The sequence below is a fragment of the Mesorhizobium sp. M1217 genome (genome assembly GCF_040318275.1).
In the GTDB taxonomy this organism is placed as follows: Bacteria; Pseudomonadota; Alphaproteobacteria; order Rhizobiales; family Rhizobiaceae; genus Mesorhizobium.
Map to the genome: position 1 here is coordinate 1 of NZ_JAMYMA010000006.1, position 25,673 is coordinate 25,673.

25 protein-coding genes are annotated in these 25,673 nt (G+C 62.5%); 7 read left to right on the forward strand and 18 right to left on the reverse strand.

Features of this window, described 5'->3' with window-relative positions; all coding sequences use genetic code 11:
- Nucleotides 1-54 precede the first annotated feature (54 nt).
- Both NKH37_RS11630 and NKH37_RS11635 read right to left on the reverse strand, forming a co-directional pair.
- Nucleotides 55-585, reverse strand: a complete 531-nt coding sequence (locus NKH37_RS11630) for an endonuclease domain-containing protein (protein ID WP_502895803.1) — start codon at nt 583-585, stop codon at nt 55-57.
- Entirely contained in the window at nt 575-1,366 is a 792-nt protein-coding gene (locus tag NKH37_RS11635) for an ABC transporter ATP-binding protein (RefSeq protein ID WP_023720849.1), read from the reverse strand. The genes NKH37_RS11630 and NKH37_RS11635 overlap by 11 nt, the downstream gene beginning before the upstream one ends.
- Before the next feature lie 161 nt (nt 1,367-1,527).
- On the opposite strand from NKH37_RS11635, the gene NKH37_RS11640 reads away from it, so the two are divergent.
- The gene (locus NKH37_RS11640) at nt 1,528-1,932 is read left to right on the forward strand and encodes a cupin domain-containing protein (protein WP_353003387.1); all 405 of its coding nucleotides are present in this window, start codon (nt 1,528-1,530) and stop codon (nt 1,930-1,932) included.
- 35 nt (nt 1,933-1,967) lie between these two features.
- Here NKH37_RS11640 and NKH37_RS11645 read toward each other — a convergent pair whose 3' ends face one another.
- The 5 genes from NKH37_RS11645 to aptA form a co-directional block, all read right to left on the reverse strand.
- On the reverse strand, nt 1,968-2,306 hold the full coding sequence (locus tag NKH37_RS11645) for a hypothetical protein (RefSeq protein WP_352814703.1): 339 nt from the start codon (nt 2,304-2,306) through the stop codon (nt 1,968-1,970).
- Between the two features lie 29 nt (nt 2,307-2,335).
- Complete coding sequence (gene hydA, locus NKH37_RS11650; RefSeq protein WP_353003389.1) at nt 2,336-3,787, reverse strand: dihydropyrimidinase; 1,452 nt, start codon at nt 3,785-3,787, stop codon at nt 2,336-2,338.
- Nucleotides 3,788-3,864: 77 nt separating this feature from the next.
- A complete protein-coding gene (locus NKH37_RS11655) occupies nt 3,865-4,230 on the reverse strand; it encodes an endonuclease domain-containing protein (protein WP_353041045.1) in 366 nt (121 codons plus the stop codon).
- 169 nt (nt 4,231-4,399) lie between these two features.
- The gene (locus NKH37_RS11660) at nt 4,400-5,650 is read right to left on the reverse strand and encodes a Zn-dependent hydrolase (RefSeq protein ID WP_353003390.1); all 1,251 of its coding nucleotides are present in this window, start codon (nt 5,648-5,650) and stop codon (nt 4,400-4,402) included.
- Nucleotides 5,651-5,718: 68 nt separating this feature from the next.
- Nucleotides 5,719-7,047 carry an omega-aminotransferase AptA gene (aptA, locus tag NKH37_RS11665; protein WP_352465212.1) on the reverse strand — a complete coding sequence of 443 codons (1,329 nt, stop codon included), beginning with the start codon at nt 7,045-7,047 and terminating at the stop codon, nt 5,719-5,721.
- Nucleotides 7,048-7,290: 243 nt separating this feature from the next.
- Here aptA and NKH37_RS11670 point away from each other — a divergent pair, with 243 nt between their 5' ends.
- Nucleotides 7,291-7,932: a TetR family transcriptional regulator C-terminal domain-containing protein gene (locus NKH37_RS11670; RefSeq protein WP_352482943.1), complete on the forward strand. Its 642-nt coding sequence runs from the start codon at nt 7,291-7,293 to the stop codon at nt 7,930-7,932.
- 10 nt (nt 7,933-7,942) lie between these two features.
- Here the strand turns inward: NKH37_RS11670 and NKH37_RS11675 are convergent, their stop codons facing one another.
- Nucleotides 7,943-8,815: a helix-turn-helix transcriptional regulator gene (locus tag NKH37_RS11675; protein ID WP_353003391.1), complete on the reverse strand. Its 873-nt coding sequence runs from the start codon at nt 8,813-8,815 to the stop codon at nt 7,943-7,945.
- A 105-nt stretch (nt 8,816-8,920) separates the two neighbouring features.
- On the opposite strand from NKH37_RS11675, the gene NKH37_RS11680 reads away from it, so the two are divergent.
- Both NKH37_RS11680 and NKH37_RS11685 read left to right on the forward strand, forming a co-directional pair.
- On the forward strand, nt 8,921-9,772 hold the full coding sequence (locus NKH37_RS11680; protein ID WP_353003392.1) for an SDR family NAD(P)-dependent oxidoreductase: 852 nt from the start codon (nt 8,921-8,923) through the stop codon (nt 9,770-9,772).
- Nucleotides 9,769-10,491: an SDR family oxidoreductase gene (locus tag NKH37_RS11685; RefSeq protein ID WP_352482940.1), complete on the forward strand. Its 723-nt coding sequence runs from the start codon at nt 9,769-9,771 to the stop codon at nt 10,489-10,491. Before NKH37_RS11680 ends, NKH37_RS11685 begins: the two co-directional genes overlap by 4 nt.
- 28 nt (nt 10,492-10,519) lie before the next feature.
- Here the strand turns inward: NKH37_RS11685 and NKH37_RS11690 are convergent, their stop codons facing one another.
- The 5 genes from NKH37_RS11690 to NKH37_RS11710 form a co-directional block, all read right to left on the reverse strand.
- Nucleotides 10,520-10,897 (reverse strand): DoxX family protein, encoded by a 378-nt coding sequence (locus NKH37_RS11690; protein WP_353003393.1) that lies wholly within the window; start codon nt 10,895-10,897, stop codon nt 10,520-10,522.
- Between the two features lie 59 nt (nt 10,898-10,956).
- On the reverse strand, nt 10,957-11,415 hold the full coding sequence (locus NKH37_RS11695) for a carboxymuconolactone decarboxylase family protein (protein ID WP_352547038.1): 459 nt from the start codon (nt 11,413-11,415) through the stop codon (nt 10,957-10,959).
- Between the two features lie 13 nt (nt 11,416-11,428).
- Nucleotides 11,429-11,947, reverse strand: a complete 519-nt coding sequence (locus NKH37_RS11700) for an RrF2 family transcriptional regulator (protein ID WP_023720862.1) — start codon at nt 11,945-11,947, stop codon at nt 11,429-11,431.
- 102 nt (nt 11,948-12,049) lie between these two features.
- Nucleotides 12,050-13,363: an NAD-dependent dihydropyrimidine dehydrogenase subunit PreA gene (gene preA, locus NKH37_RS11705; RefSeq protein WP_353041047.1), complete on the reverse strand. Its 1,314-nt coding sequence runs from the start codon at nt 13,361-13,363 to the stop codon at nt 12,050-12,052.
- Nucleotides 13,364-13,365: 2 nt separating this feature from the next.
- A complete protein-coding gene (locus tag NKH37_RS11710) occupies nt 13,366-14,730 on the reverse strand; it encodes an NAD(P)-dependent oxidoreductase (protein ID WP_353003395.1) in 1,365 nt (454 codons plus the stop codon).
- Nucleotides 14,731-15,142: 412 nt separating this feature from the next.
- Between NKH37_RS11710 and NKH37_RS11715 the strand changes: the two genes are divergently transcribed.
- Nucleotides 15,143-15,919 carry a VOC family protein gene (locus tag NKH37_RS11715; protein WP_353003397.1) on the forward strand — a complete coding sequence of 259 codons (777 nt, stop codon included), beginning with the start codon at nt 15,143-15,145 and terminating at the stop codon, nt 15,917-15,919.
- A gap of 117 nt (nt 15,920-16,036) precedes the next feature.
- Here NKH37_RS11715 and NKH37_RS11720 read toward each other — a convergent pair whose 3' ends face one another.
- On the reverse strand, nt 16,037-16,543 hold the full coding sequence (locus NKH37_RS11720) for a hypothetical protein (protein WP_353003725.1): 507 nt from the start codon (nt 16,541-16,543) through the stop codon (nt 16,037-16,039).
- A 181-nt stretch (nt 16,544-16,724) separates the two neighbouring features.
- Between NKH37_RS11720 and NKH37_RS11725 the strand changes: the two genes are divergently transcribed.
- On the forward strand, nt 16,725-17,117 hold the full coding sequence (locus NKH37_RS11725) for a DoxX family protein (RefSeq protein WP_352861534.1): 393 nt from the start codon (nt 16,725-16,727) through the stop codon (nt 17,115-17,117).
- Between the two features lie 3 nt (nt 17,118-17,120).
- On the opposite strand, the gene NKH37_RS11730 is transcribed toward NKH37_RS11725, so the two are convergent.
- A complete protein-coding gene (locus NKH37_RS11730) occupies nt 17,121-19,565 on the reverse strand; it encodes a GcvT family protein (protein ID WP_353041049.1) in 2,445 nt (814 codons plus the stop codon).
- A gap of 78 nt (nt 19,566-19,643) precedes the next feature.
- Complete coding sequence (locus tag NKH37_RS11735) at nt 19,644-21,182, reverse strand: trimethylamine methyltransferase family protein (protein ID WP_353003401.1); 1,539 nt, start codon at nt 21,180-21,182, stop codon at nt 19,644-19,646.
- Nucleotides 21,183-21,400: 218 nt separating this feature from the next.
- On the opposite strand from NKH37_RS11735, the gene NKH37_RS11740 reads away from it, so the two are divergent.
- Nucleotides 21,401-21,991 (forward strand): transglycosylase SLT domain-containing protein, encoded by a 591-nt coding sequence (locus NKH37_RS11740; protein WP_352861539.1) that lies wholly within the window; start codon nt 21,401-21,403, stop codon nt 21,989-21,991.
- A 15-nt stretch (nt 21,992-22,006) separates the two neighbouring features.
- On the opposite strand, the gene NKH37_RS11745 is transcribed toward NKH37_RS11740, so the two are convergent.
- On the reverse strand, nt 22,007-24,430 hold the full coding sequence (locus NKH37_RS11745) for a dipeptide ABC transporter ATP-binding protein (protein ID WP_353003402.1): 2,424 nt from the start codon (nt 24,428-24,430) through the stop codon (nt 22,007-22,009).
- A gap of 79 nt (nt 24,431-24,509) precedes the next feature.
- Nucleotides 24,510-25,667, reverse strand: a complete 1,158-nt coding sequence (locus NKH37_RS11750; protein WP_352482929.1) for an ABC transporter permease — start codon at nt 25,665-25,667, stop codon at nt 24,510-24,512.
- Between the last annotated feature and the right edge of the window lie 6 nt (nt 25,668-25,673).

The window sequence follows — 25,673 nt, forward strand, 5'->3', positions numbered from 1 at the left end:
CACGCCCAGGAGGATCGAGGTCACGGGAACGATCTTGTCGCGAAACGAGTCCATCTAGCGATCCTCGGGCGCTTGGCGCCCTCCTCTCCCCAACGGGGAGAGGGTGGCCGGAGCGAAGCGGAGGCCGGGTGAGGGGGTAGAAATCTTTCCGTCGAGGCAAGCCAATATCGTATCAAGGACCGCTCGACGTTCGGCCAGAACTTCATGGTTCCAGAACCGAAGAACGGAATAGCCATAGCCATTCAGCCAAGCAGTTCTCGCCGTATCGGTTGGAGAATCCGCATGCTGACTGCCGTCGACTTCAACAATCAGACCCTTCTCGCGACAAACGAAGTCCGCGATGAAAAGGCCAAGCGGCACCTGCCTCACAAATTTGTAGCCGTTGAGATGACGTCCTCCCAGTTCCCCCCAAAGCCGGTACTCAGCCTCGGTCTCGTCAAACCGGAGCTTTCGGGCACGAGCGGTTGCCCCAACATTTCTTTTAGTTGGATCTGTCGGCGCCGCCCCCTCACCCGACCTCCGCTTCGCTCCGGCCACCCTCTCCCCGTCGGGGAGAGGAGGACCCTCATCCCGCTCAATCATCATAGCTGTGCCCTGCCCTCAGCCCGTCGCGCACCCGTGCCGCGATGGCCAGGAACTCCGGCGTCTCGCGGATATCGAGCGGCCGCTTCTTCGGCAGCGTCGATTCTATGACATCGCTGACACGCCCCGGGCGCGGCGACATGACGATGATGCGCGTCGACAGATAGACCGCCTCGGGGATCGAATGGGTGACGAAGCAGATGGTCTTGTTGGTCCGCTCCCAAAGCTCCAGCAGTTGTTCGTTGAGGTGGTCGCGCACGATCTCGTCCAGCGCGCCGAACGGTTCGTCCATCAACAAAAGGTCGGCATCGAAGGCGAGCGCCCGTGCGATCGAGGCGCGCTGCTGCATGCCGCCCGAAAGCTGCCAGGGGTATTTCTTCTCGAAGCCGCTGAGGTTGACGAGGTCGAGGGTTCGCTTGATGCGCGCCGCCTGCTCCGCCCTGGACAGGCCCATGATCTCCAGCGGCAGCGCCACATTGCGCTCGATCGTGCGCCACGGATAAAGTGCGGCCGCCTGGAAGACATAGCCATAGGCGCGGCGCTGGCGCGCCTGCTCGGGCGTCATCCCGTTGACGGAAATGGCTCCCGATGTCGGCTTCTCCAGATCGGCGATGACGCGCAGCAAGGTCGTCTTGCCGCAGCCGGAGGGCCCGATGAAGGACACGAATTCGCCCTTGCCGATGGTCAGGTCGACATTCGACAGCGCCTGCACCGGACCGTCATTGGTCTGGAAGGTCAGGCCAAGCTTGCTTGCCGAAACAACGGCTGGCGATGCTCCCGTCATCGGCCGTAGCCTGTCGCTTCCGGCCACTGCGCCACCGGCCGGAATCCGATTGATTTTACCCCGATGTTGCTTTCCACTCGCCCAGTCCTACTCGCGCCAGTTCTACGCGCCCCAGTTCTACGTGCCCTTGTCCCATCAGATAGACGCCCGGAGTTGCCCCGATGTCGCCCAAACCGACGTGCCATCTTATCCGCCCTGAAAGCTCTTATGAAGGCAAGCAGGGCCTGAGCTATTTCGCCGGTATCGCCGCCGAAACAGTCGGCTCCTCCGGTATCTGCATGCATCTGCTGACCATGCCTCCGGGCGCCCGCGCCAAGGCGCATATGCACGAAAACCATGAAACCGCGATCTATGTGCTCTCCGGCGAAGTCCATACCTGGTATGGCGACCGGCTCGAACAGCATATGGTGGTCAAGGCCGGCGATCTTTTCTATATTCCCCCCGGTGTGCCGCATCTGCCGGCCAATCTGAGCGACAGCCCCGCCTCGGCGGTTATTGCCCGCACCGATCCCAACGAACAGGAAAGCGTCGTCCTGCTGCCGGAACTGGACGGGTTGGTCGCCTGAGGACTGGGTCGAGGCGGCGGCCGTCATCAGCACCGTCACGAACATGATTTCAGCGGCCCTATCTCCTCAAGGCCGGGAATGGTCACGAAGAAACCGTCCCCTCCTTTGTTGATGACCTTGACGACATCTGTGGTCGTCCCCTCCTCGCCCTCGGCGAAACAGGTGGAGCTCAACAACTGGGTGCCAGGCGTCGTCGTCAATGGCTGTGCGAACTCGCAGCCGCTGCCATAGGTTTCGACGCCCTCGGCGGTCAGCACGACATAATCGTCACGGTCCTGATAACCGAGCCGTACACCAGCGCAACCGACCTCATTGCCAAAGGAGCCGGCAAGGACGTCCGCCGCCGGCCCGGCGGCAAGGATCACCGCGGCCATTGAGATGATCGCTCCGTGGCTCGCCAAGCTCAAACGCCCGTCGCCGGGATGCCTGTACGCTCCACCTTGCGCGGCGCGGAAATTTCCTTCCACGTCGACAGTGCCCGGTTGACCGCCGCGTTCGGCTCGCGAGCGACGAACTCGCCATGGCCGGGCTTTGCCTTGACCTCGTTTTCCTCGATCGACAGTTCGCCGCGCGAGAAGACGAAGCGCGGCAGGCCGGTTACCTCAAAACCTTCGAAGACGTTGTAGTCGATCACCGACTGCTGCTTCTTGGCCGTGATCTTCTTCTTGCGCTTCGGGTCCCAGACGAGGATGTCGGCGTCTGCGCCTTCAACGATGGCGCCCTTCTTCGGATACATGTTGAGGATCTTGGCGATGTTGGTCGAGGTCACCGCGACGAACTCGTTCATCGTCAGCCGGCCGGTTTTGACGCCGGTCGTCCACAGCACCGGCAAACGATCCTCGAGCCCGCCCGTGCCGTTCGGGATCTTGGTGAAGTCGCCGACGCCGTTGCGCTTTTGTTTGGTGGTGAAGGCACAATGGTCGGTCGCCACCACTTGCAGCGAGCCGGCCTGCAGGCCGGCCCACAGCGAATCCTGGTGCCATTTGTTGCGGAAGGGCGGGCTCATGACACGCCGCGCCGCATGGTCCCAGTCCTTGTTGAAATATTCGCTCTCGTCCAGCGTCAGGTGCTGGATCAGCGGCTCGCCGAATACCCGCATGCCTTTCTGGCGCGCCCGGCGGATGGCCTCGTGGGCCTGCTCGCAGGAGACATGCACGACATAGAGCGGCACGCCGGCCATGTCGGCGATCATGATGGCACGATTGGTCGCCTCGCCTTCGACTTCCGGCGGGCGCGAATAGGCGTGTCCCTCCGGACCACTATTGCCCGCCGCCAGCAGCTTCTGCGACAGTGCCGCCACCACGTCGCCATTCTCGGCATGGACCAGCGGCAGCGCGCCAAGATCGGCACAGCGCTGGAACGACGAATACAGCTCGTCGTCATCGACCATCAGCGCACCCTTGTAGGCCATGAAATGCTTGAACGAGGTGATGCCCCTGTCAACGACGGTGGCCATCTCGTCGAACACCTGCTTGCCCCACCAGGTGATCGCCATGTGGAAGGAATAATCGCAGGAAGCCTTCGAAGTCTTGTTGTCCCACATCTGCAAGGCCTCGAGCAGCGACTGCTGCGGCGCCGGCAGGCAGAAATCGACGACCATCGTCGTGCCGCCGGCGAGCGCGGCGCGGGTGCCGCTCTCGAAATCATCGGCCGAATAGGTGCCCATGAACGGCATTTCGAGGTGGGTATGCGGGTCGATGCCGCCCGGCATGACATAGCAGCCGCTGGCGTCGAACTCATGGTCGCCATGCAGATCCGGCCCGATGCCGACGATCTTGCCGTGCCTGAACAGCACATCGGCCTTCCATGTCCGGTCGGCGGTGACGATGGTGCCATTCTTGATGACTTTGGACATTTTCTTGTTCCCTTATTCTTTTCGCGCTTCTTGCGAGCGCTGCTCGATTCAGATCGGTTCAGGACCGAAAGCCGTCTCTACATCACTCCAACTTCCCGCAATATCTCCTCGACGCAACCATCGAAGGAATTTGCCAGGTCTCCAGTCGAAAACCTGAGCACACGATAGCCCTGTCGGCCAAACCATGCATCGCGTATTCGGTCCTTTTCCATTTGCTCCGGCGTAAAGTGATGCTCTCCATCCACCTCGATGACGAGGTTCTTCTCGTGCAGAACGAAGTCCGCAATATAGGGTCCAATCGGCGCCTGCTTCCTTGCATGTAGCCCGTAGAGGCGACGGAACTCTTTCAACTCGGACCAGAGCTTACGCTCGCCCTCCGTCATGTTCCGGCGCAACATTCTTGCACGTTTGATGGCGGCTGGATCGATCGCGGTCGGTGCCAAGACGAGTACCCCCACCCTCAATCCCTCCCCACAAGGGGGAGGGAGGCTTGGCGCCGCGCTATCACAGCTGAACCCTTCAAAGCCTTCGCTACAGGAAAATGCACCGGCATTGCCAGTCCCCCTCCCCCTTGTGGGGAGGGGTTAGGGGTGGGGGTACGGCGCCAACATCTCACTCTACAATCACTGCCGTATCGACCACCGCGTGGAACAGCACATCGGCGCCGGCCGTTGCCCATTCCTTGGTGATCTCCTCGGCCTCGTTGTGGCTGAGACCGTCGACGCAGGGACACATCACCATTGCAGTGGGCGCAACGCGGTTGATCCAGCAGGCGTCATGGCCGGCGCCGGAGACGATGTTGCGATGAGTATAACCCAGGCGCTCCGCCGCATCCCGCACAGCCTTGACGCAGCCCGCGTCGAAGGTGACCGGATCGAAATGACCGACCTGATCGATTTGATATTTGATGTCGAGCGCGTCGCAGATCGTGTCGATGCCTTCGCGGATGCGGCCGTCCATGGCGTCCAGCACCTCCTTTTCCGGCGAGCGGATGTCGATGGTGAAGACGGTGCGTCCGGCGATGATGTTGCGCGAGTTCGGATAGACCTCCATGTGGCCGACCGCGCCGACGGCGTCGGGCTGATAGTCCATGGCGATCTCGTGCACCAACTCGATCACCCGCGCCATGCCGAGCCCGGCATTGCGCCGCTTCGGCATCGGCGTCGAGCCGGTATGCGCCTCCCTGCCGGTCAGCGTCACCTGCAGCCATTTCAGTCCCTGGCCATGGGTGACGACGCCAATGTCGATGCCCTCGTCCTCGAGGATCGGGCCCTGCTCGATATGCAATTCGAAGAAGGCGTGGATCTTGCGCTCACCGACTTTCTCGGTGCCCTTCCAGCCGATCCGTTCGAGCTCCTCGCCGAATTTCTTGCCGTCCTTGTCGACATGCGAATAGATTTCGGCCTGATCGAGCACGCCGGCGAATACCCCCGACGCCATCATCGCCGGCGCAAAGCGCGCGCCTTCCTCGTTGGTCCAGTTGGTGACGACGATCGGGTGCTTGGTCTTGATGCCGAGATCGTTGAGCGAGCGCACAACCTCCAGGCCGCCGAGCACGCCAAGCACGCCGTCATACTTGCCGCCGGTCGGCTGCGTATCGAGATGGCTGCCGACATAGACCGGCGGCAGGCTGGGGTCGGTGCCTTCGCGGCGGGCAAACATCGTGCCCATCTCGTCGACGCCCATTTCGAGCCCCGCCTCATCGCACCAGCGCTTGAACAGATGCCGCCCTTCGCCATCTTCGTCGGTAACGGTCTGGCGATTATTGCCGCCGGCAATGCCGGGGCCGATCTTCGCCATCTTCATTATCGAATCCCACAAACGGTCTGAATTGATTCGCAGATTCTCGCCGGGGGCGGCCATTCAAGTTCCTCTCATTTACTCACATTAGGACGACGGTTCCCGTCGTCGCCCTACATGTTGGGGAGCATCTAGTCCACCGCCCTCAGCACTTCGCGCACATGGTCGATCAATTCGTTGATCTGGCCCTTGGTGATGATCAGCGGCGGCGACAGCGCGATGATGTCGCCGGTGGTGCGGATCAGCGCACCGCGCTCGAACGCCTTGACGAAAGCCGAGAAGGCCCGCTTCGTCGGCTGGCCGGCGATCGGCGCCAGCTCGATCGCGCCGATCAGGCCGATGTTGCGGATATCGATGACGTTCGGCTCGCCCTTCAGCGAGTGCAGCGCGTCCTCCCAGTACGGCGCCAGTTCCTCGCCGCGCGTCAGCAGCCCCTCTTCCTTGTAGGTGTCGAGCGTGCCCAGCGCCGCCGCGCAGGCGATCGGATTGCCCGAATAGGTGTAGCCGTGGAAGAACTCAATCATATGCTCGGGCCCGGTCATGAAGGCGTCGTGGATTTCCTTCTTGACGAACACCGCGCCCATCGGGATGACGCCATTGGAGACGCCCTTGGCCGTCGTCATGATATCCGGGGTGACACCGAAATAGTCGGCGGCAAACGGCGTGCCGAGGCGGCCAAAACCGGTGATGACCTCGTCGAAGATCAGCAAGATGCCGTGCTTGGTGCAGATCTCGCGCAGCTTCTGCAGATAGCCCTTCGGCGGCAGGATGACGCCGGTGGAACCGGCAACCGGTTCGACGATGACTGCGGCGATGGTCGACGCGTCGTGCAGGGCGACGATGCGTTCCAGCTCGTTGGCCAGTTCCGCGCCATGCTCGGGCACGCCTTTCGTGAAGGAGTTCTTTTCCGGCAAATGCGTGTGTGGCATGTGATCTACGCCGCCGAGCAGCGTGCCAAACATCTTGCGGTTGGTGACGATGCCGCCGACCGAGATGCCGCCGAAATTGACGCCGTGATAGCCGCGCTCGCGGCCGATCAGCCGGGTGCGCGAGCCCTCGCCTTTTACGCGGTGATAGGCGATCGCCATCTTCAGCGCCGTCTCGACTGATTCCGAGCCGGAATTGGTGAAGAACACATGGTCCATGCCCTTCGGGGCGATGTCGACCAGGCGATTGGCCAGCTCGAACACGATCGGGTGGCCCATCTGGAAGGCCGGCGCATAGTCGAGCTCTGCCGCTTGGCTCTGGATCGCCTCGGTGATCTTCGGGCGGCAGTGGCCGGCATTGACGCACCACAGGCCGGCGGTGCCGTCGAGAACCTTGCGCCCGTCGCTGGTCGTGTAATGCATGTCCTTGGCCGACACCATCATGCGCGGCGCCTGCTTGAACTGCCGGTTTGCCGTGAACGGCATCCAGAATGCGCTGAGATCGTTCGGCGTGACTTTCAGCCGGTTGGACATGACCAAGACTTCCCCTTGTAACCTGTTTCGGTGCGGCTAACGCTTGGTCTTTCCAACACTTGGTCTTTGCTGCGTTTTCGTGCTACGCAAATTTTTGACCGGTTGGACAAACGTTAGCACCGCCTTATCAGCGGTCAAGGGATTACTAGCGGAAATGCGGCTTTCGAAGTGCGCTCCACAGGGCGGGGAAAAACTGGTCCAGAGAATTGGTCCAGACGCTCCTCACAGCGAAGGTTGTTCGAGGTGACGGGGGCGGTCGAAAGCTCCGCTCCACGCCGCACCCGCATCCAGCTGGAAAAGCGCGAGCTCATTCTGGAGGCGGCGCTCGAAGTCTTCTCCACCAACGGTTTTCGCGGTTCGACCATCGACCAGATCGCCGAAGCCGCCGGCATGTCGAAGCCGAACCTGCTCTATTATTTCCGCCGCAAGGAGGACATCCACGAGACGCTGATGCAACGGCTTCTCGACACCTGGCTGGCGCCGCTGCGCGAACTCGACGACATTGGCGATCCGCTGACCGAACTGCGCAACTACATCAGGCGCAAGCTCGAAATGGCGCGCGATTTCCCGCGCGAGAGCCGGCTGTTCGCTAATGAGATCCTGCAGGGCGCGCCGCGCATCATGCCGATGCTGGAAGGTGAGTTGAAGACGCTGGTCGACGAGAAAGCCAACGTCATCAAGGGCTGGATGCGCGCCGGCAAGATTGCCCGCACCGACCCCTGGCACCTGATCTTCTCGATCTGGGCGACGACGCAGCATTATGCCGATTTCGACGTCCAGGTCCGCGCCGTGCTCGGCCCCGACCGCGGCGGCGACGGCCGCTTCGAGGATGCCGCAAGGTTTCTCGAGCAACTGTTCATCGACGGGCTGAAGCCGAAAGACTAGCCTTGATGGTTCACGCGCTGCGCCGCGCGGCCGGCAGCGCATCGAGCAGCTTCTGCAGCTTGGTGATCGAGTTCTGCTCGGCGAGCGGCGTGTAGACGATCAGCTTCATGTCCGAGCCGTCGTCGATCGACAGGCTCATATGTTCGAACGCCATGGCGCCCGCTATCGGATGCCTGACATGCTTCACACCCGATAGGTTGCGGGCCACATCGCGCAGCGGCCACCAGGCGCGGAACTCCGGGCTTGAACGCGTCATCAGCGCAATCAACCGCTCGAAATCCGGATCGCCGACATACTTCGCGCTTTCCGCCCGGAATGACGCCAGCACGGCGCGCGCCAGTTCCTCCCAGTCGACGAGCAGGCGCCGATGCTGCGGGCTGGTGAAAACCATATGGACGATGTTGCGGGCATCGCCCTCCAGCAGGCCATAATCGCCGAACACGGCTGCCGCCGTCGGGTTCCAGGCCAGCACATCCCAGCGCCGCCCGACGACATAGGCCGGCTGCAGGACCAGGCTCTGCAGCATGTGCAGCAAGGGGCCGTCGATCTTTTCCGGCGCGTCGACGCGACGCTCCGGCTGCGGCCGGCCGGCGAGAATAAACAGATGCCGTTGCTCAGCCGCGTCCAGGCGCAGCGCCTGGCTGAGTGCGGTCAGCACTTCCACCGACGGCCGAACGTCGCGGCCCTGCTCCAGCCAGGTGTACCAGGTCGTGCCGACGCCGGCGATCATCGCCACCTCCTCGCGCCGCAGCCCGGGCGTGCGCCGGCGTAAGCCGGTCGAGATGCCGGTGGCCGAAGGCGTCAGCCTTTCGCGCCGCGAACGCAGGAAGGCGCCGAGCTCGCGGCGGCGGCTGTCTTCGGCGGAATGCGCGGTGGAATCCATGGCCGCTATTATAGCAGTATCGATACCAGGATAAAGTTTGAACTGTTTGGCAAGTGGCTGGTGCCCCATCTTTCCATTCAGAGCGATGAGATGGAGGCTCTGAACATGGAACTGAAAGACAAGACAATCCTCATCACCGGTTCGACCGACGGCGTCGGCCGCGTCGTCGCGCAAAGGCTCGGCGCCGGCGGCGCCCGCATCCTGGTGCATGGCCGCGACGCGACGAGGGGCAAGGCGGTCGTGGCCGAGATCGAAGCCACCAGCGGCGAGGCCGAGCTGCTCGTCGCCGATCTCTCCTCCTTGGCGGAAGTCCGCCGCCTCGCCGAGGCCGTGCGCGCAAGGACCAAGCGGCTCGACGTCCTCATCAACAATGCCGGCGTCGGCACCGCCGGCCCCAACGCGAAACGGCAGGTCAGCGCCGACGGCTACGAACTGCGCTTTGCCGTAAACTATCTCGCCGGCTTCCTGCTCACCACGGAGCTGCTGCCGCTGCTCAAGGCCAGCGCGCCGGCGCGCATCGTCAACGTCGCCTCAGCAGGCCAGCAGGCGATCGATTTCGATGACGTCATGCTTACCCGCTCCTATGACGGCGTCCGTGCCTACTGCCAGAGCAAGCTGGCGCAGATCATGTTCACCATCGATCTGGCGGAGCAGCTGAACGGCACCGGCGTCACGGTCAACAGCCTGCATCCGGCAAGCTACATGAACACCACGATGGTGCGGCAGGCGGGCGTCACACCCTGGAGCTCGGTCGAAACCGGCGCCGAAGCCATCATCAACCTCGCCGCATCGCCGGCGCTCGAAGGGCGGAGCGGCCTCTATTTCGACGGCCAGAGGGAATCCCGCGCCGATGCGCAAGCCTATGACGCTAAGGCACGACGTCGATTGCGGGAATTGAGCCTCGGTCTTGTCGGGCTCGCACCGGCTTCCGCAACATCGAAGAGAGAAAATTCATGATCGAGAAAGCGCAGCACACTGTGGTCGTCGGCGGCTCCTCCGGCATCGGCCTCGCCACCGCGAAAAAGCTGCTTGGTCCGGGCATGAAGGTGACGATCACCGGGCGCAACCGGGAAAGGCTCGACAACGCAGGGCAAAGCCTTGGCGGCGCGGTCGGAAAAGCTGCCTTCGATGCCGCGAAGCCGGACGAGGTTCGCCGGTTTTTCAGCGATCTCGGCCCTTTCGATCACCTGGTGCTGGCCGCCAGCGGCGGCAAGGGGCTCGGCCCGTTCGAAACGCTTGACCTGACCGACATCGGCGGCGGCGTCGACGAGAAGGTCCGGCCGCAGCTCTCCTGCCTGCAGGCCGCCTTGCCGACGCTGAACAAGAGCGGCTCGGTGACTTTCATCTCGGCGGTGTCGGCGCAATTGTCGGCGCCGGGTGTCGCCGGCATCGCCGCCGTCAACGGCATGCTGCTGACCGTGGTGCCGATCCTGGCAATGGAGCTGAAGCCGTTACGCGTCAATGTCGTGGCGCCGGGCGTCATAGACACGCCCTGGTGGGATTTTTTGCCTGATGAACAGCGCCATGCGGTGTTTGCCGATTATGCAGGCAAGACGCCGGTCGGCCGCATCGGCCGCGCCGAGGACGTTGCTGAGGCGATCGCGTTCCTGGTTTCGAACAGCTTCGTCACCGGCCAGATCCTGACCTGCGACGGCGGCTTGCGGTATGCGGCGTAACGCGGCTACATCTACGCGGTAATCGCTTTCAAAGCGACTGCGCGATCAGCGCCAGAAATCCTCCGGTCAGCGCGACGTTGCCGACAAAGCCATTGATGCGGGACGCGCGCTCGGGACCCTGATGATCCCAGAAATTATGGAACATCGGCGTAGCAACGATAAGGAACAACACCAGGCAAAGAGCGGCGGCAGCGGTCCAGATGCCCGCGATCACCAGTGCTCCGGTGACGGTCTGCAGGACGATCCCCAGCCAGAGCACCAGCCGCGCCTGCGGCACGCCGCGCGTCGTCATCAATTGGGTCAGGAACGCCGCGTTCTGGATGTTGCGCAGGCCGGCAAAGACAAAGGCGCCGCCGAGCAGCAGGCGGGCCGCGAATAGAATCTCACTATCAAAGCTTGAAAACATGCTGTTGGTCCTTGGGCAGAAAAGAGGCGCGCGACGCAGGCCGCGCGCCTGGTCCATGCTCAAGCGGCCATGACCGCCGGCATCGGATGGATTGCATGGAACGGAACGCAAAGTCGGTTCCAGGTGTTGATCATGCCGAGTGCAACCGACAGCTTGACCAACTCCTGCTCCGAAAAATGCTCGAGCGTCCTTGCGTAGAGTTCGTCCGAAACACCGTTGTCGGCGATCCTGGTCAGCGCGTCGGTCCAGGCAAAGGCTGCGCGTTCGCGCTCTGAAAATAGCGGCGATTCCTTCCAGGCGGAGACGAGATAGAGCCGCTGCTCGCTCTCGCCGTCGTGGCGCGCCTCGCGGCTGTGCATCTCGACGCAATACGAGCAGCCGTTGATCTGCGACGCCCTGAGCTTGATCAGATGCAACAGGCTTTTTTCGAGCCCGCATTCGTCGACTGCCTTGTTGAGCGCCGACACCGCCTTCATGATCTCCGGCGCCGCGCCGAAAAATTGCAGCCTCTCTTTCATCGTTTTTAGCCTTTCATGCTTGCTTGGTTGAACTTGATTTCTGCGGACGCTGATGGCGCTCGACGAAGGCGCAGTTGGCGGCGACCGAACGGGGATCGGCATCGGCCGTGTATTCTGCAACGATGTCGGACAGCCGGGCGTCGGCGAGCGCTGCGCGGTAGGCACGCTCGGCCTTCAGCATCGCCACCTTGATGCCGCAGGGTTTGACATAAACCGAGGCATCGAGCCTGGCGGGGCCGCGCTGGCGGATTTCGGCGCAGCGAAAGGCCGGTTCTCGCCCTTCGACGGCCAACACGATATCGAGCAGCGTAATGCGTTCCGCCGGCCGCGCCAGCCGGTAGCCGCCGGACGGCCCCGGAACCGATTCCAGAATGCCCGACACCGTCAGCATGTTGAGATGCTTGAGGAGATAGCTCGGCGACAGCCCGAACGCTTCCGCCATGGCAGCACCCGGCATGGTCGCGGCGCCATCAACGCCAGCAAGCATCGCGGCGCAGTGGATGGCCGCTTCGACGCCCTCACCCAGCTTCATTTCGCTCTCCTAGTCATGGATATAGATTATCGTGGATAATCTTTGTCCGCAATAGGGAAATTAAAAAAGCGGCGCCCGTGAACGCCGCTTTTTTTCGCAATGCTATTCCGCCGCCACCTTGGCCATCGGGTTGTTCGGATGCGTCGTCCAGTTGGCGTAGATCGGTGACACCGGCTTGCCGGTGCGCTGGTCCATCACGCCGACCGCCAGCGGCTCCATGGTGATGCAGTTCTCGACCGGGCAGACATTGACGCAGAGATTGCAGCCGACGCATTCGGCCTCGATCACCTCGAAATGCCTGACGCCGTCCACCATGCTGGTGATCGCCTGGTGCGAGGTGTCCTCGCAGGCGATGTGGCAGCGGCCGCATTTGATACAGGCGTCCTGGTCGATATGCGCCTTGGCGATATAGTTGAGGTTGAGATACTGCCAGTCGATGACGTTGGGCGTGGCGCGGCCGACGATGTCGTCGAGCGAGGCATGGCCCTTCTCGTCCATCCAGTTTTCCAGGCCGGCGATCATCTCCTGCACGATCTTGAAGCCATAGGTCATTGCCGCCGTGCACACCTGCACATTGCCGGCGCCGAGCGCCATGAACTCGGCGGCGTCGCGCCAGGTGGTGATGCCGCCGATACCGGAGATCGGCAGGCCATGCGTTTCCGGGTCGCGCGCGATCTCGGCCACCATGTTCATCGCGATCGGCTTCACCGCCGGACCGCAATAGCCGCCATGCGAACCCTTACCGTCGATCGTCGGCTCCGGTGCGAAATTGTCGAGATTGACGCCGGTGATCGAATTGATGGTGTTGATCAGCGACACCGCGTCGGTGCCGCCGGCAAGGGCAGCGCGTGCCGGCTTGCGTATGTCGGTGATGTTGGGCGTCAGCTTGGTGATGACCGGCATGCGGGTGTTGGCCTTGCACCAGCGCACCACCATTTCGATGTATTCCGGCACCTGGCCGACCGCCGCACCCATGCCGCGTTCCGACATGCCGTGCGGGCAGCCGAAATTGAGCTCGATACCATCGGCGCCGGTCTCCTCGACCACCGGCAGGATAGCCTTCCAGGCATGCTCCTCGCACGGCACCATCAGCGAGACGACGATCGCCCGGTCGGGCCAATCCATCTTGACCTGCTTGATCTCGCGCAAATTGACCTGCAGGTCACGATCGGTGATCAGCTCGATATTGTTCAGGCCAAGCAGGCGACGATCGGCGCCCCAGATCGCGCCGTAGCGCGGGCCATTAACGTTGACCACCGGCGGACCCTCTTCGCCGAGCGTCTTCCAGACAACGCCGCCCCAGCCCGCCTTGAAGGCGCGGATGACGTTGTAGGCCTTGTCGGTCGGCGGCGCCGAGGCCAGCCAGAACGGGTTCGGCGATTTGATGCCGACGAAATTATTGCGGATGTCTGCCATGCTCATGCTCTCCCGTTCGAGGCAAGTGCCCGATGAATGCTTTCCGCCGCGTCGCGGCCTTGCGCGACGGCCGAGACGGTCAGGTCGTCGCCGCCAAAGATGCAGTCGCCGCCGGCCCAGACGTTTGGCAGCGAGGTGCGGCCTTCGGCGTCGACCTTGATGCGGCCGGCTTCCAGGTCAAGCAAAGCCCCGCTGCCGTTGAGCGCAGCCGGGACAAAACTCTGGCCGATCGCCTTGAACACCTGGTCGGCGGTCAGTGTCAGCCGCTCGCCGGTGCCGACGAGCCGGTCGCCGTCCATCGCGGTGTATTCGAGCTCGATCGCCGACACCTTACCGCCATCGGCAATGACCCGCTTCGGCTGCAGCCAGTGCCGGATGATGACGCCGTTGGCAGCGGCCAGGTCCTGCTCGAATTCGGAGGCGTTCATGTGCTCCGGGCCGCGCCGATAGCAGATCGTCACCTCTTCGGCCCCGAGCAGCTTCGATTGCACCGCCGCGTCGATCGCCGTCATGCCGCCGCCGATGACGACAACACGCCGGCCGACCGGCAGGCTGGCCAGATCACTGGCCTGACGGAGTTCGGCAATGAACTCGACAGCATTGGTGACGCCTTGCGCCTCCTCGCCATCCGCTCGCAAGGCATTGACGCCGGCGAGCCCCATGCCGAGGAACACCGCGTCGTAATTCCGGGTCAGGTCCGACAGCTGGTAATCACGGCCGAGCGCCTTGCCGTTCTGGATGTCGATGCCGCCGATCGACGTGACATAGTCCACCTCGGCCTGGGCGAAATTGTCCACGCTTTTATACGCGGCGATACCGTATTCATTAAGGCCGCCGGCCTTCGGGCGGGCTTCCAGAATGGTCACTTCGTGGCCGTAGCGGGCGAGCCGATGCGCGGCCGCAAGCCCGGCCGGTCCGGCGCCGACCACGGCGACCGTCTTGCCGGTCGGTTCGGGGCGCTTGTAGAACTGCTTGTTTTCGGCCATGGCGACATCGGTGGCGTAGCGCTGCAGGCGACCGATCTGCACCGGCTTGCCTTCGGCCACCTCGCGCACGCAGACTTCTTCGCACAGCGTTTCGGTCGGGCAGACGCGGGCGCACATGCCGCCCAAAATGTTCTGGTCGAAAATCGTCTTGGCCGAGCCGATCGGATTGCCCGTCGAAATCTGGCGGATGAACAGCGGGATGTCGATCGAGGTCGGGCATGCATTCATGCACGGCGCGTCATAGCAGAAATAGCAGCGGTCGGATTCGACCAGCGCCTCGTGATGATCGAGCGGCGGATGCAGGTCGGCAAAATTGTCGGCATATTGTTCCGGCGAAAGCCGCCCGCCGGCAATGCCTTGCTTGAACTGGCCTTCTGCCATCGTCAGTTCCCCATGTTCTTGTTTTGGGGAAGGCTAGCACGTTTTATTTTTTTATCAATTGGTCAATTTTCGGCGCAAGCGACTGAAAAGCTTCAACAAACATGACTGTAATAATCATGTTTTTCCAAACGGCCATATACGTCACGAAGCAGGTACGGAACCGCATTCAGGAGCGTTGCCATGGATCAACCTGATCTCGTCGCACAGCGCGACAAGTTCGGAAGTGAGCGACATCCGGCGCATGGATCAACAACCCCTCGTTGACTGCAAGCAAAGTCGAAAACCACAGGGCGCGCAACCCGGTAACATTCCCGGTTTGCCGTCATCTTTTTTGGTTGGCTGTCGGATTTTCGTCGTGAAGATCGTCCTAGAATGGATCGCGCATGATCGAAAAACCGCAAGGAGCACGACAATGCCACAGTCCCCCATGCCCTTCTTCTGGTACGAGCTGATGACCACCGATCTCGACGCCGCCGAGGCGTTCTACACCGCCGTGGTAGGCTGGCGGGGGCAGCCTTTCGACGGGGCGCCGGGCATGCCGCGCTATATCGTCATGAATGTCGGCGAGCGCGGCGTCGGCGGGCTGATGACGCTGCCCGATGACGCGCGCAAGATGGGAATGCCGCCGGCCTGGATCGGTTATATCCTCACCAGGGATGTCGATGCCGCAACGGCCTCCCTCAAGAAGGCTGCTGGCGCGGTTCACCGCGAGCCAGACGACATTCCGGGCGTTGGCCGCTTCGCCGTCGTTGCCGATCCGCAAGGCGCGATGTTCAACTTCCTGCAGCCCAGCGGTCCCGACCAGCCGCCGCTACCATTGGCGACACCCGGCAACATCGGCTGGCATGAGCTCTACACATCAGACTGGAAGGCGGCGTCCGATTTCTATTCCAGTGAGTTCGGCTGGGAGAAGGGCGACGCCATGGATATGGGTCCGATGGGCGTCTACCAGCTTTTCGCCTTCGGCGGCGAGCCCGTTGGCGGCATAATGAACAAGCCCGAGCAGATCCCGGCGCCGGTCTGGCAGTTCTATTTCAACGTGCCCGGCATCGACGCGGCAGCCAAGCGCGTCACCGACAACGGCGGCAATATCCTGATGGGTCCGATGGAGGTCCCCGGCGGCAGCTGGATCGTGCAGTGCACAGACCCGCAAGGCGCCCATTTCGCGCTAATGGCACCGGTGCGGTAGCAACGTCGCGTCGCGATTGGCGAAACCGGCAGCAAAAACCGATCTCCCCCCTCGTGGGGGAGATGTCAGGCAGGACAGAGAGGGGCGCTGTCCCTCCAACCTTACGCTCTTTGAGAACTATTCCGGCGTCAGCACGGAAACTTTGAGATCGGGCTTCTTGGCGCCGCTGAGCTGGATGGTCGCCGGGCCGGCGGCTAGCTTGAAGCGCACGCTCTTGCGGATCCCCGGACAGGTTTTTATACCACTGAAAGCCGCCGACTTCACGGCTTTACCGTCCTGAATGACATCGATCCAAGCCTCATCAGACAGGCTGATCTGGAGCTCTCCCTCCGGGGGCACGGCCACGCTCGCCGTCGCGCCGAATGTACCGGCTGCCGGCGCGCGTTCCGGCGGAACGGTGAAGCTGATCGTGCCGACCGGCGCCAACGCCACATCTGCAGCCTCGCCGACCGAAAGGTCAGCGCCGGACTGCGCGGCGGGCGCCGCCGCAAACAGGGCCTCCTCGCGCGTCACCGGCCATTTGAAGGCAGCACAGCCGGCATCGTCGGCCGTGGCGACGCTGGTGCCTGCAAGGATGGCGAATAGGCTGACGACGACTTTTCTCATGGCAAACGGAACCCACATGGTTTGGAGTGTCTGGATATCACTACAACTACAGCATTTAAAATACAACCCTGGAGAGAAAAATATTAAGAGGACGAGGAACATTTCCAATCACTGATTGTGGCTGGCGGGCCATGCGAAGTGAATGGTCCCCTGTCGGGCGATGATCTATGGCCGGTTCGGGGGTAAAATGGAGTCTTAGATGAAGCTTTTCGACGGTCTTGTCAGATATCAGCCGCAGGCTCTGGCCGCCTTGCGCATCATGACGGCGCTGCAGTTCATTGAGCACGGCACTCAGAAACTTTTCAATTTCCCCATCGGCGACCATGCCGGCACCCTGAGCGGGCTGTCGCTGACTGCGGCTATCCTGGAATTCGCCGGCGGCATCCTGCTGGTATTGGGACTCTTCACCAGGCCGGTGGCATTCCTTCTCAGCGGCGAGATGGCGATCGCCTATTTCATGGCGCACATGCCGCGCGACTTCTTCCCGGTCAACAATGGCGGCGATGCGGCGATATCGTTCTGCTTCATCTTCCTCTATCTGGTATTCGCCGGCGCCGGCGCATTGGCGCTGGATAACCGCCGCAGCGCCTGAACCTCACCCACGCATCCGCTCGAAGTTCGCGTCGAACAGTGGGACCGGCTGCATGCGCGCAACATGGCGTTTGCCCAGAAGCTCGATCTCGAAACCGTCGGCTTCGTCGGCAATCTCTTTCGGCACATAGCCGATAGCGACGGATTTTTTCGAATGATGCGCATAGCCGCCCGACGTGACCCAGCCGCGCACGGCGCCGCCATGCCAGATTGGTTCGTCGCCGATGACGTCGGCATCGACAGCATCGACGACGACAAAGGCCCGCAGCCGCAGTCTGCCGCCTTGCTTGCGCTCTGCCAGCGCCGCCTGCTTGCCGATGAAATCGGCCTCCTTGGCATAGGCGACGAAGCGATCGAGGCCGGCCTCCAGCGGCCCATAGATCGGCCGGTATTCGCGCGCCCATGAGCCGTAATTCTTTTCCAGCCGCAATGCGTTGAGCGCTCGCGAGCCGAACAGGCCGATGCCGAATTCTTCGCCCGCCGCCATCAGCGCCTGATAGGCGGCGCGCTGATATTCCGGCGCCACCCAGATCTCGTAGCCGAGATCGCCGGTGTAGCTGACACGCCCGCCCAGACACGGCGCCATGCCGATGTCCATCTTGCTGATGGCCATGAACGGAAAGGCCGTATTCGACACATCAGATCGTGTGACCTTTTCAAGAAGGTTCCGCGCGCTCGGCCCGGCGATCGATAAGCCGGTGAGTTTTGCTCCCAGCGCTTCGATACTGACCGAGCCGTCCTTCGGCAGATGCGCTTCGAACCAGCGCATATGGTACTGCTCGGCGACGCCGGAGCCGGCCAGGAACCAGCCGTCCCTTTCCGAATTTGGGCTGCTGAGATTGGCTAGCGTGAAATCGCCAATCAGCCTGCCGTCTTCCTTCAGCATCGGCGCCAGCGTCATGCGGCCGGGCCTTGGCAGCTTGCAGGCAAGCAGGCGGTCGAGCCAGGCTGCAGCGCCCTCGCCCGTCACCTTGTATTTGGCGAAGCTCGAAATCTCCGACAGGCCAACGCCTTCTCGAACGGTCTTGACCTCATTTGCGACATGCTCGAAATCGCTCGAGCGCCGCCACGAGAACTCGTCCCTCACGCCTTCCGGCGCGTACCACAGCGGCACTTCCAGCCCATAGGCGACGCCCCATTGCGCGCCTTTGTCCGACAGGAGATCATAGACCGGTGTGGTCTTGAGCGGCCGTCCGGCCGGTAGTTCCTCATTCGGGAAGCGGATCGAAAACCGCCGCGAATAATTCTCACGCACCTTGGCATTGGTGTAGGCCATCGTCGCCCAGTCGCCGTAGCGCGACACATCCATCGCCCAGATGTCGGCGCCGGGATCGCCCTCGATCATCCAGTTCGACAGCGCCAGCCCGACGCCGCCCCCCTGTGAGAACCCGGCCATGACACCACAGGCCACCCAGAACCCCGGCAGGCCGCGCACCGGCCCGACCAGCGGATTGCCGTCCGGCGCGAAGGTGAAGGGCCCGTTGATGATCTGCTTGATACCGGTGTTCTGGAAGGCCGGGAAATGCCGGAAGCCGACCTCCAGCGATGACGCGATGCGGTCGATGTCGGGCTCGAGCAACTCGTGGCCGAAGTTCCACGGCGTCTGGAACTCGGACCATGGCTTGTTGGCCTTTTCGTAAGTACCCATCAGCATGCCGCCGCGCTCCTGACGCAGATAGAGCTCGCCATCAAAGTCGACTGCATGGATGATTTCCGTGCCGGTCTTCTGGTTCCAGGCGGCGACTTCCGGCATGTCCTCGGTGATCAGGTACATGTGCTCCATCGCCAGCACCGGCAGCTCCAGCCCGACCATGCGGCCGACCTCGCGCGCCCACAGGCCGCCGGCGTTGACGACATGCTCGGCCCCCACCTCGCCCTTGTTGGTAATGACGCGCCACAGCCCGTCGGCGCGCCGCACGATGTCCTCGACCTTGGTGAAGCGCTCAACCTCGGCCCCAAGCTTCCTCGCGGCCTTGGCGTAGGCGTGGGTAACGCCGGATGGATCGAGATGGCCATCCTCCTTGTTGCGGACGGCACCGACGAACTGCTTGGGATCGAGCAGAGGCATCAGTTCGGCGGCTTCGGCCGGCGATATCTCCTCGAGCTCGATGCCGAGATAGCGGCCCTTGGCGACAACGCCGCGCAGCCAGTCGAGCCGCGCCTCGGTCGCCGCCAGCAGCACACCGCCGGTCAGATGCACGCCGGTCGCCTGGCCGGACAGTTCCTCAATCTCCTTGTAGAGCGAGATCGTGTATTTCTGCAGCTTGGCGACATTGGGATCGCCGTTGATCGTGTGCATGCCGCCGGCCGCGTGCCAGGTCGAGCCGGAGGTCAATTCATCGCGCTCCAGGAGCACGATGTCGGTCCAGCCGTGCCGGGCCAGATGGAACAGCACGGAGCACCCGACGACGCCACCGCCAATAACCACGACCTTTGCATGTGATTTCATGGGATTCTCGTCATTTCAAAGAGTTGGATGGGTTCATGATTCTGGAAGAGAAGAAAATGAATCCGAGAAGGGTGGTGCTTAAGGCTCGCTTTGCCCGATCGCTTCCTTGCGCTTGGCCAGGTACGCCTCCAGCGCCTCGCGCCTGGAGATTTCCATCACCGGCTCGATATAGTCCTCCAGCGCCTTCTTCCACAGCCTGGTCGCACGCGACGTGGCGTCGAGCCCACCGGCCTCCTGCCAGGCCTCGTAGTTCTGCCAGTTGGACAGTATCGGCTGGTAGAAGGCCGTGGCGTAGCGCTCCAGCGTGTGTGGCTCGCCGAAGAAGTGGCCGCCGGTCGGAACCGCACCCAGAGCCTCGACGGCAAGCTCGGCCTCGTTGACTTCGATCGGGCGCAAAAACTCCATCATGTGCTGGATCATCTCGACGTCGATGATGAACTTTTCGAACGATGCAGTCAGTCCGCCCTCCTGCCAGCCGGCGGCGTGATAGACGAGGTTGCCGTGGCCGAGCACCGCGCCCCACAGCGCCATCAGCGTCTCATAGGCGCCTTGCGCGTCGGCGGCATTGGAGGCTGAGCCCGGTGTCGTGCGATAAGGCAGCTTGTAACGCCGCGCCAACTGTCCGGACGCGATGTTCGCCTTGGTATTTTCAGGCGTGCCGAAGGCCGGCGCGCCCGATTTCATATCGACATTGGAGGTGAAGGCGCCATACATCACCGGCGCGCCGCGACGGACGAGCTGCGTCAGCACAACGCCAAACAGCGCCTCGGCATTCTGCTGGGCGAGCGCGCCGGCAAGCGTCACCGGGCTCATCGCTCCCATCAGCGTGAACGGCGTCACCGCCACCGACTGGCCGAACTCGGCCATCGTCATCAGCCCCTCGGCCATCATCTCGTCGAAGCGGCGCGGCGAGTTGACCGAAATGATCGTGGTGACGCCGGGATCGTCGCGCATCTCGTCAAGCGTCAGTCCGCGCGCGATTGCCATCATCTTGATGCCGTCGAGCGCCCTGCCACGGCCGATGGCCGAGACGTGAAAGCTTTTGTCGGTCAGCGTCAGATTGGCGAAATAGGTGTCGAGATGACGGGAATTCGCCGGCAATTCCACCGGCGCGCAGACCTGGTTGCCGAGCATGTGGATGCAGTTGAAATGCTGCGCCAGCCGGACGAGATCGGAATAATCGCGCAAATTGCCGGCACGGCGGCCGCGCTCCATGTCGTGCACATTGGGCGGCCCGGCGACGAGCGTGAAGTTGATGGTATTGCCGCCGAGGTGGACGGCATGGGCGGGATTGCGCGGCGTCAGCGTGTAGCTGGACCGCGTCGTCTTCAGCGCTTCCTCGATCATGCCGCGATCGATGCGGACGTTCATCGAGGCATGATCGACCTTGGCCCCGGCCTTCTCGAACAGTGACAGCGCCCGCGGGCTCATCACCTCAATGCCGAAATTCTCCAGGATATGTATCGACGCCTGGTGGATTGCCTCGATCTGGTCGGCCGACAGCATCGCCATCGGCGGATAAGGGTTTGTCACCCGCCTGAGCGGCAGTTGCGGGATGGCGGTGGGTCCCCTGTTGCTCGTTCGCTCGGCGCCGCGCTTGCGTCTTGGTTCGCTCATGCGGCGCATCAAAGCGCCGGCACAAAGATCGGGCTGTCAAGAATCCGCCACCTGCGGGCGTGATTTTAGCCAAGGCGCCATACCGGGAATTTCACATCGGTAAAAGCGACAACAAATGTCGGAAGGTTCATACTTGCTCAGCGCCAGCCAAAGCGGCCGATGAGCCGTTAAGGAACGCAGCAAGATTCCTTTTATGTTTTCGGCCTAATGCTCTTCCAATGCGTAGGTCGAGTTTTAGTAAAATTGTAGCGATTGCCGTGCCGCTGGCACTTTCGGCCTGCGCGACGCCGCCGAACCACATCAACGATGTCTGCGCCGTTTTCGACCAGAACGATGGCTGGTTCGACAACTGGCAGGCGGCGGCACAGCGCGCCGAGCAGAAATATGGGGTGCCAGTCCCAGTACTGATGGCGACGGTGCGCAAGGAATCCGGCTTTAAGAGCAATGCACGGCCGCCGCGCACCAAGCTGCTGGGTTTCATTCCCTGGAAACATATCTCCAGCGCCACCGGCTTCTCGCAGGCGCTCGACGGCACCTGGGCGCAATACCAGAACGAGACCGGCAGTTGGGCGGCGCGCCGCACCAGGTTTGCCGATGCCGTCGATTTTGTCGGCTGGTATCATTCCAAGACCGCCGACACACTCGGCGTCCCCCGCAACGACACCTACAATCTATATCTCGCCTACTATCTCGGCTGGAATGCCTATAAGCGCGGCAATCGCGGCGACGCCGAGGTGCAGCGCTATGCGCACGCCACCGAACAGATGGCGCAGGACTACGCGGCGCAGCTACGGCAATGCGCGCCCTAGCACATCAGCGGCATTTTAGCCGCCCTTGGGTCTGCGCGGCTTGCGCGTGGCGTTCTCGGCCTGGCGGCCGTCGCCGACTGTCGGCGGCGTGATTGGTTCCACTGCGCTATCAGCAGAGCTTGAGATGCCGCCGGTCTCTGAAACCTCGTCGCGAACCTCGTGACGGCGGGCTTTGGCGACCGCTTCGGCATTCTCCGCTGCCTGACCCTCGGCATCGGCTTCAACGCTGCCAGTCTTGCCATGCGGGCGCTTGGGCGGATCTCCAGCAAAGCCCGGGCCAACACCGTGGTTTGCATCATCCGGCACGCCCTCATTCGCCGCGTGTTCCTTGTCGAATTTAATCACCGGCTCCATTTTTGCCAGCACGTCGTCGGCCAGCCAGCACAGGCTCATATGACCGTCGCCGAGATTTTTGACCGGCGGCACCGTAGTTTCGCAAAGATTGTCCGGCACAAGTTTCTTGTAGCCGCAGCGCGTCTGGAACGGGCAGCCCGAGGGCGGGTTCATCGCCGACGGAATGTCGCCTTCGAGCACGATATGCCTTTTCACCACGCTGGTATCGGCAATCGGGATCGCCGACAGCAGCGCCTCGGTATAGGGGTGATAGGGCGGCGAAAATATCTGGTCGGTCGTGCCTTGCTCGACGATATAGCCGAGATACATGACGACGACGCGGTCGGCGATGTAGCGCACCACCGACAGATCGTGGCTGATGAACAGCATCGTGGTCTTGTTCTTGCGCTGGATGTCCATCAAGAGTTCGGTCACCGCCGCCTGGACGGACACATCCAGCGCCGAGACCGGCTCGTCGGCCACCACCACCTTGGCGTCGCCGGCAAAGGCCCGCGCCACGCCGATGCGCTGTTTCTGGCCACCTGAAAGCTGGCGCGGCTTGCGCGTCTCGAATGCCCTTGGCAGCTTCACCAGATCGAGCAGTTCCAGCATCCGCTTGCGGCGGTCGGCCACCGTGTCGCCGACATTGAACTTTTCCAGCGTACGGATGATCTGCGAACCGACCGAATGGCTGGGATTGAGTGTGTCGAACGGATTTTGGAACACCATCTGGATCGACGACACGGTGTCGACGCTGCGCTTCTCGATCCCGGTCGACTGGATTTCCTTGTTGCCCAGCTTCACGCGGCCGGAGCTTGCCGTTTCGAGGCCGAGCAATACCTTGGCCAGGGTCGATTTTCCGCAGCCGGATTCGCCAACGATAGCGACGGTCTCGGATTCGCGCGCCATGAAAGAGATCGTCTCGTTGGCCTTGACGACACGTCCTTCGCTCGAGCCGAACACTTCGCTGCCGCCGACTTTGTAGTACTTCCTGAGGTCTTCGATCTGGAGCACCGGCGCACCGGGCACCACGCGCTCGTTGACTTTCTTGGCGCCAGGCGGCAGCGCCTCCCAGTCGATCTCGTTGAAGCGTACGCAGCGCGAGAAATGCCCGTCATGGCCTTCGACCGCGATCATCGGAATTTCGGCGGCGTTGCAGACGCCCTCGACGAAATGGTGGCAGCGCGGGCCGAAATTGCAGCCCTTCGGCCGCTCGTGCGGCAGCGGCAACTGCCCCGGAATGGATATCAGAGGCCGCGAATTCTTGTCGGCGCCCGGCAACGGGATCGAGCGGAACAGGCCTTGCGTGTAGGGATGACGCATCCGGTCGAAGACGTCCTTGATCTTGCCCGTCTCCACCGCTTCGCCCGAATACATCACCGTGATGCGGTCGCAGGTCTCCAGGATCAGGCCGAGATTGTGCGACACGAAGATCATCGAGGTCCCGAACTTCTCGCCCAGCCCCTTGACCAGATCGACGATACCGGCCTCAACCGTCACGTCGAGCGCTGTCGTCGGCTCGTCGAGCAGAAGCAGCGCAGGCTTCGACAGCAGCGCCATGGCAATGACGATGCGCTGCTGCTGGCCGCCGGAAAGCTGGTGTGGGTAGGAACGCATCATGCGCTCGGGATCCGGCAGCTTCACCGCGCGCACCATTTCCAACGCGCGTTTATAGGCTTCATCCTTCGATACCTTGTCGTGGATCAGTGGCACTTCCATCAGCTGCTGGCCGACCTTCATCGCCGGGTTGAGACTGGCCATCGGCTCCTGGTAGATCATGGCGATCTTGTTGCCGCGGATGGCGCGCAGTTCCTCGTCGGACAGTTCTCCCATGTCCTTGCCTTGGAACTTGATCTTTCCGCCGACGATCTTTCCGATGTTCGAGAGGTCGCGCATGATGCCGAGCGACACGGTCGACTTGCCGCAGCCGGATTCGCCGACGATGCCCATCGCCTCGCCGGGCATGACCGTGCAGGAAAAATCCATGACGGCCGGGATCTCTCCCTTGCGGGTGAAGAAGGAGATCGACAGGTTCTCGATCTCGATGATCGGCCCACTGGTCGGCCCATTGGTCGGCTTGGCGGGATTTCGAACTGCCTCATTCATGGGTCGCTCCAATCCTTGTTGTGCAGGCATGTCGGGCCGAACCCGGCATCGATCTTTCCCGGTTCAATCTTTCCCGGCATCAATCCTTCATCGACTGTTCGCGCAACGAATCCGCCAGGAGGTTGAGGCCGAGCACGAACGACATCAATGCGATCGTCGGCGGCAGCGCCGGGTGGATGAAAGAGCGCAGCAGCCGGCTGGCATCCTTGATCGCCGTGCCCCAGTCCGGGCTTTCCGGCGCCAGCCCCAGCCCGAAATAGCCGAGCGTGCCGAGCAGGATCGTAGTGTAGCCGATGCGCAGGCAGGCGTCGACGATCAGCGGCCCGCGCGCATTGGGCAATATCTCCCACAGCATGATGTACCAGGGCGATTCACCGCGCGTCTGCGCCGCCGCAACATAGTCGCGCGTTTTGATATCCATGACCAGGCCGCGCACGATGCGGAACACGCCCGGGCTGGAGGCGAACACCACTGCCACGAAGATGTTGAGCTGGTTGGGATCGATGTGGATGATCTTGAACGGATCGGCGTCGAAGACAAGGCCGGCATAGATCCAGCCGCCAACGACCAACGTCAGGCCAAGCAGGATATAGAGGCGGTCGGGCCGGTTCTTGTAGCGCGTCCAGAACAGCACGCTGAAGAAGATGATCGGGAACAGGAAGAACAGCCCGGCCATCGCGTAGGGGATCGGCGTGTCCATGATGCCTGGCGTCACCAGGAGGTAGAACAGCAGGATCACCGGGAAGGCCAGCACCAAATTGGCGAGGAAGGAGAGCACCGTATCGATCCTGCCGCCGTAATAGCCAGCCGGCAGGCCGAGCGTGATGCCGACCATCAGTGCAAAGCCGGTTGCCGCCGGCGCGATGATCAGCACGATCTGGCTGCCATAGACCATGCGGGAGAACACGTCGCGGGCGAGCTTGTCGCCGCCGAAATAGTATACAAGCTTCGACGCCGGCTCGATCGCGCCCGGCAGCGCGTCCTTCATGATCGGCACCTGGGCGAGCGGATCGAAGGGCGCGACGGTCGATGCGAAGATCGCCGTGAACAGCCAGAACAGGCAGATGCCGACGCCGACGATGCCGACGCCGCTGTCGAAAAGCTGGCCGTAAAGGCCAAGCTTCTTCTTGTAGCCGAAGCTCGCCCCCATCACCAGGGCGAGAGCGATCCAGACCGGCCAGAAGCGGGTAAGGACGCCGAGTACGACGTTGAATGCGCTGAGATATTCGACCTGCATCCGCCC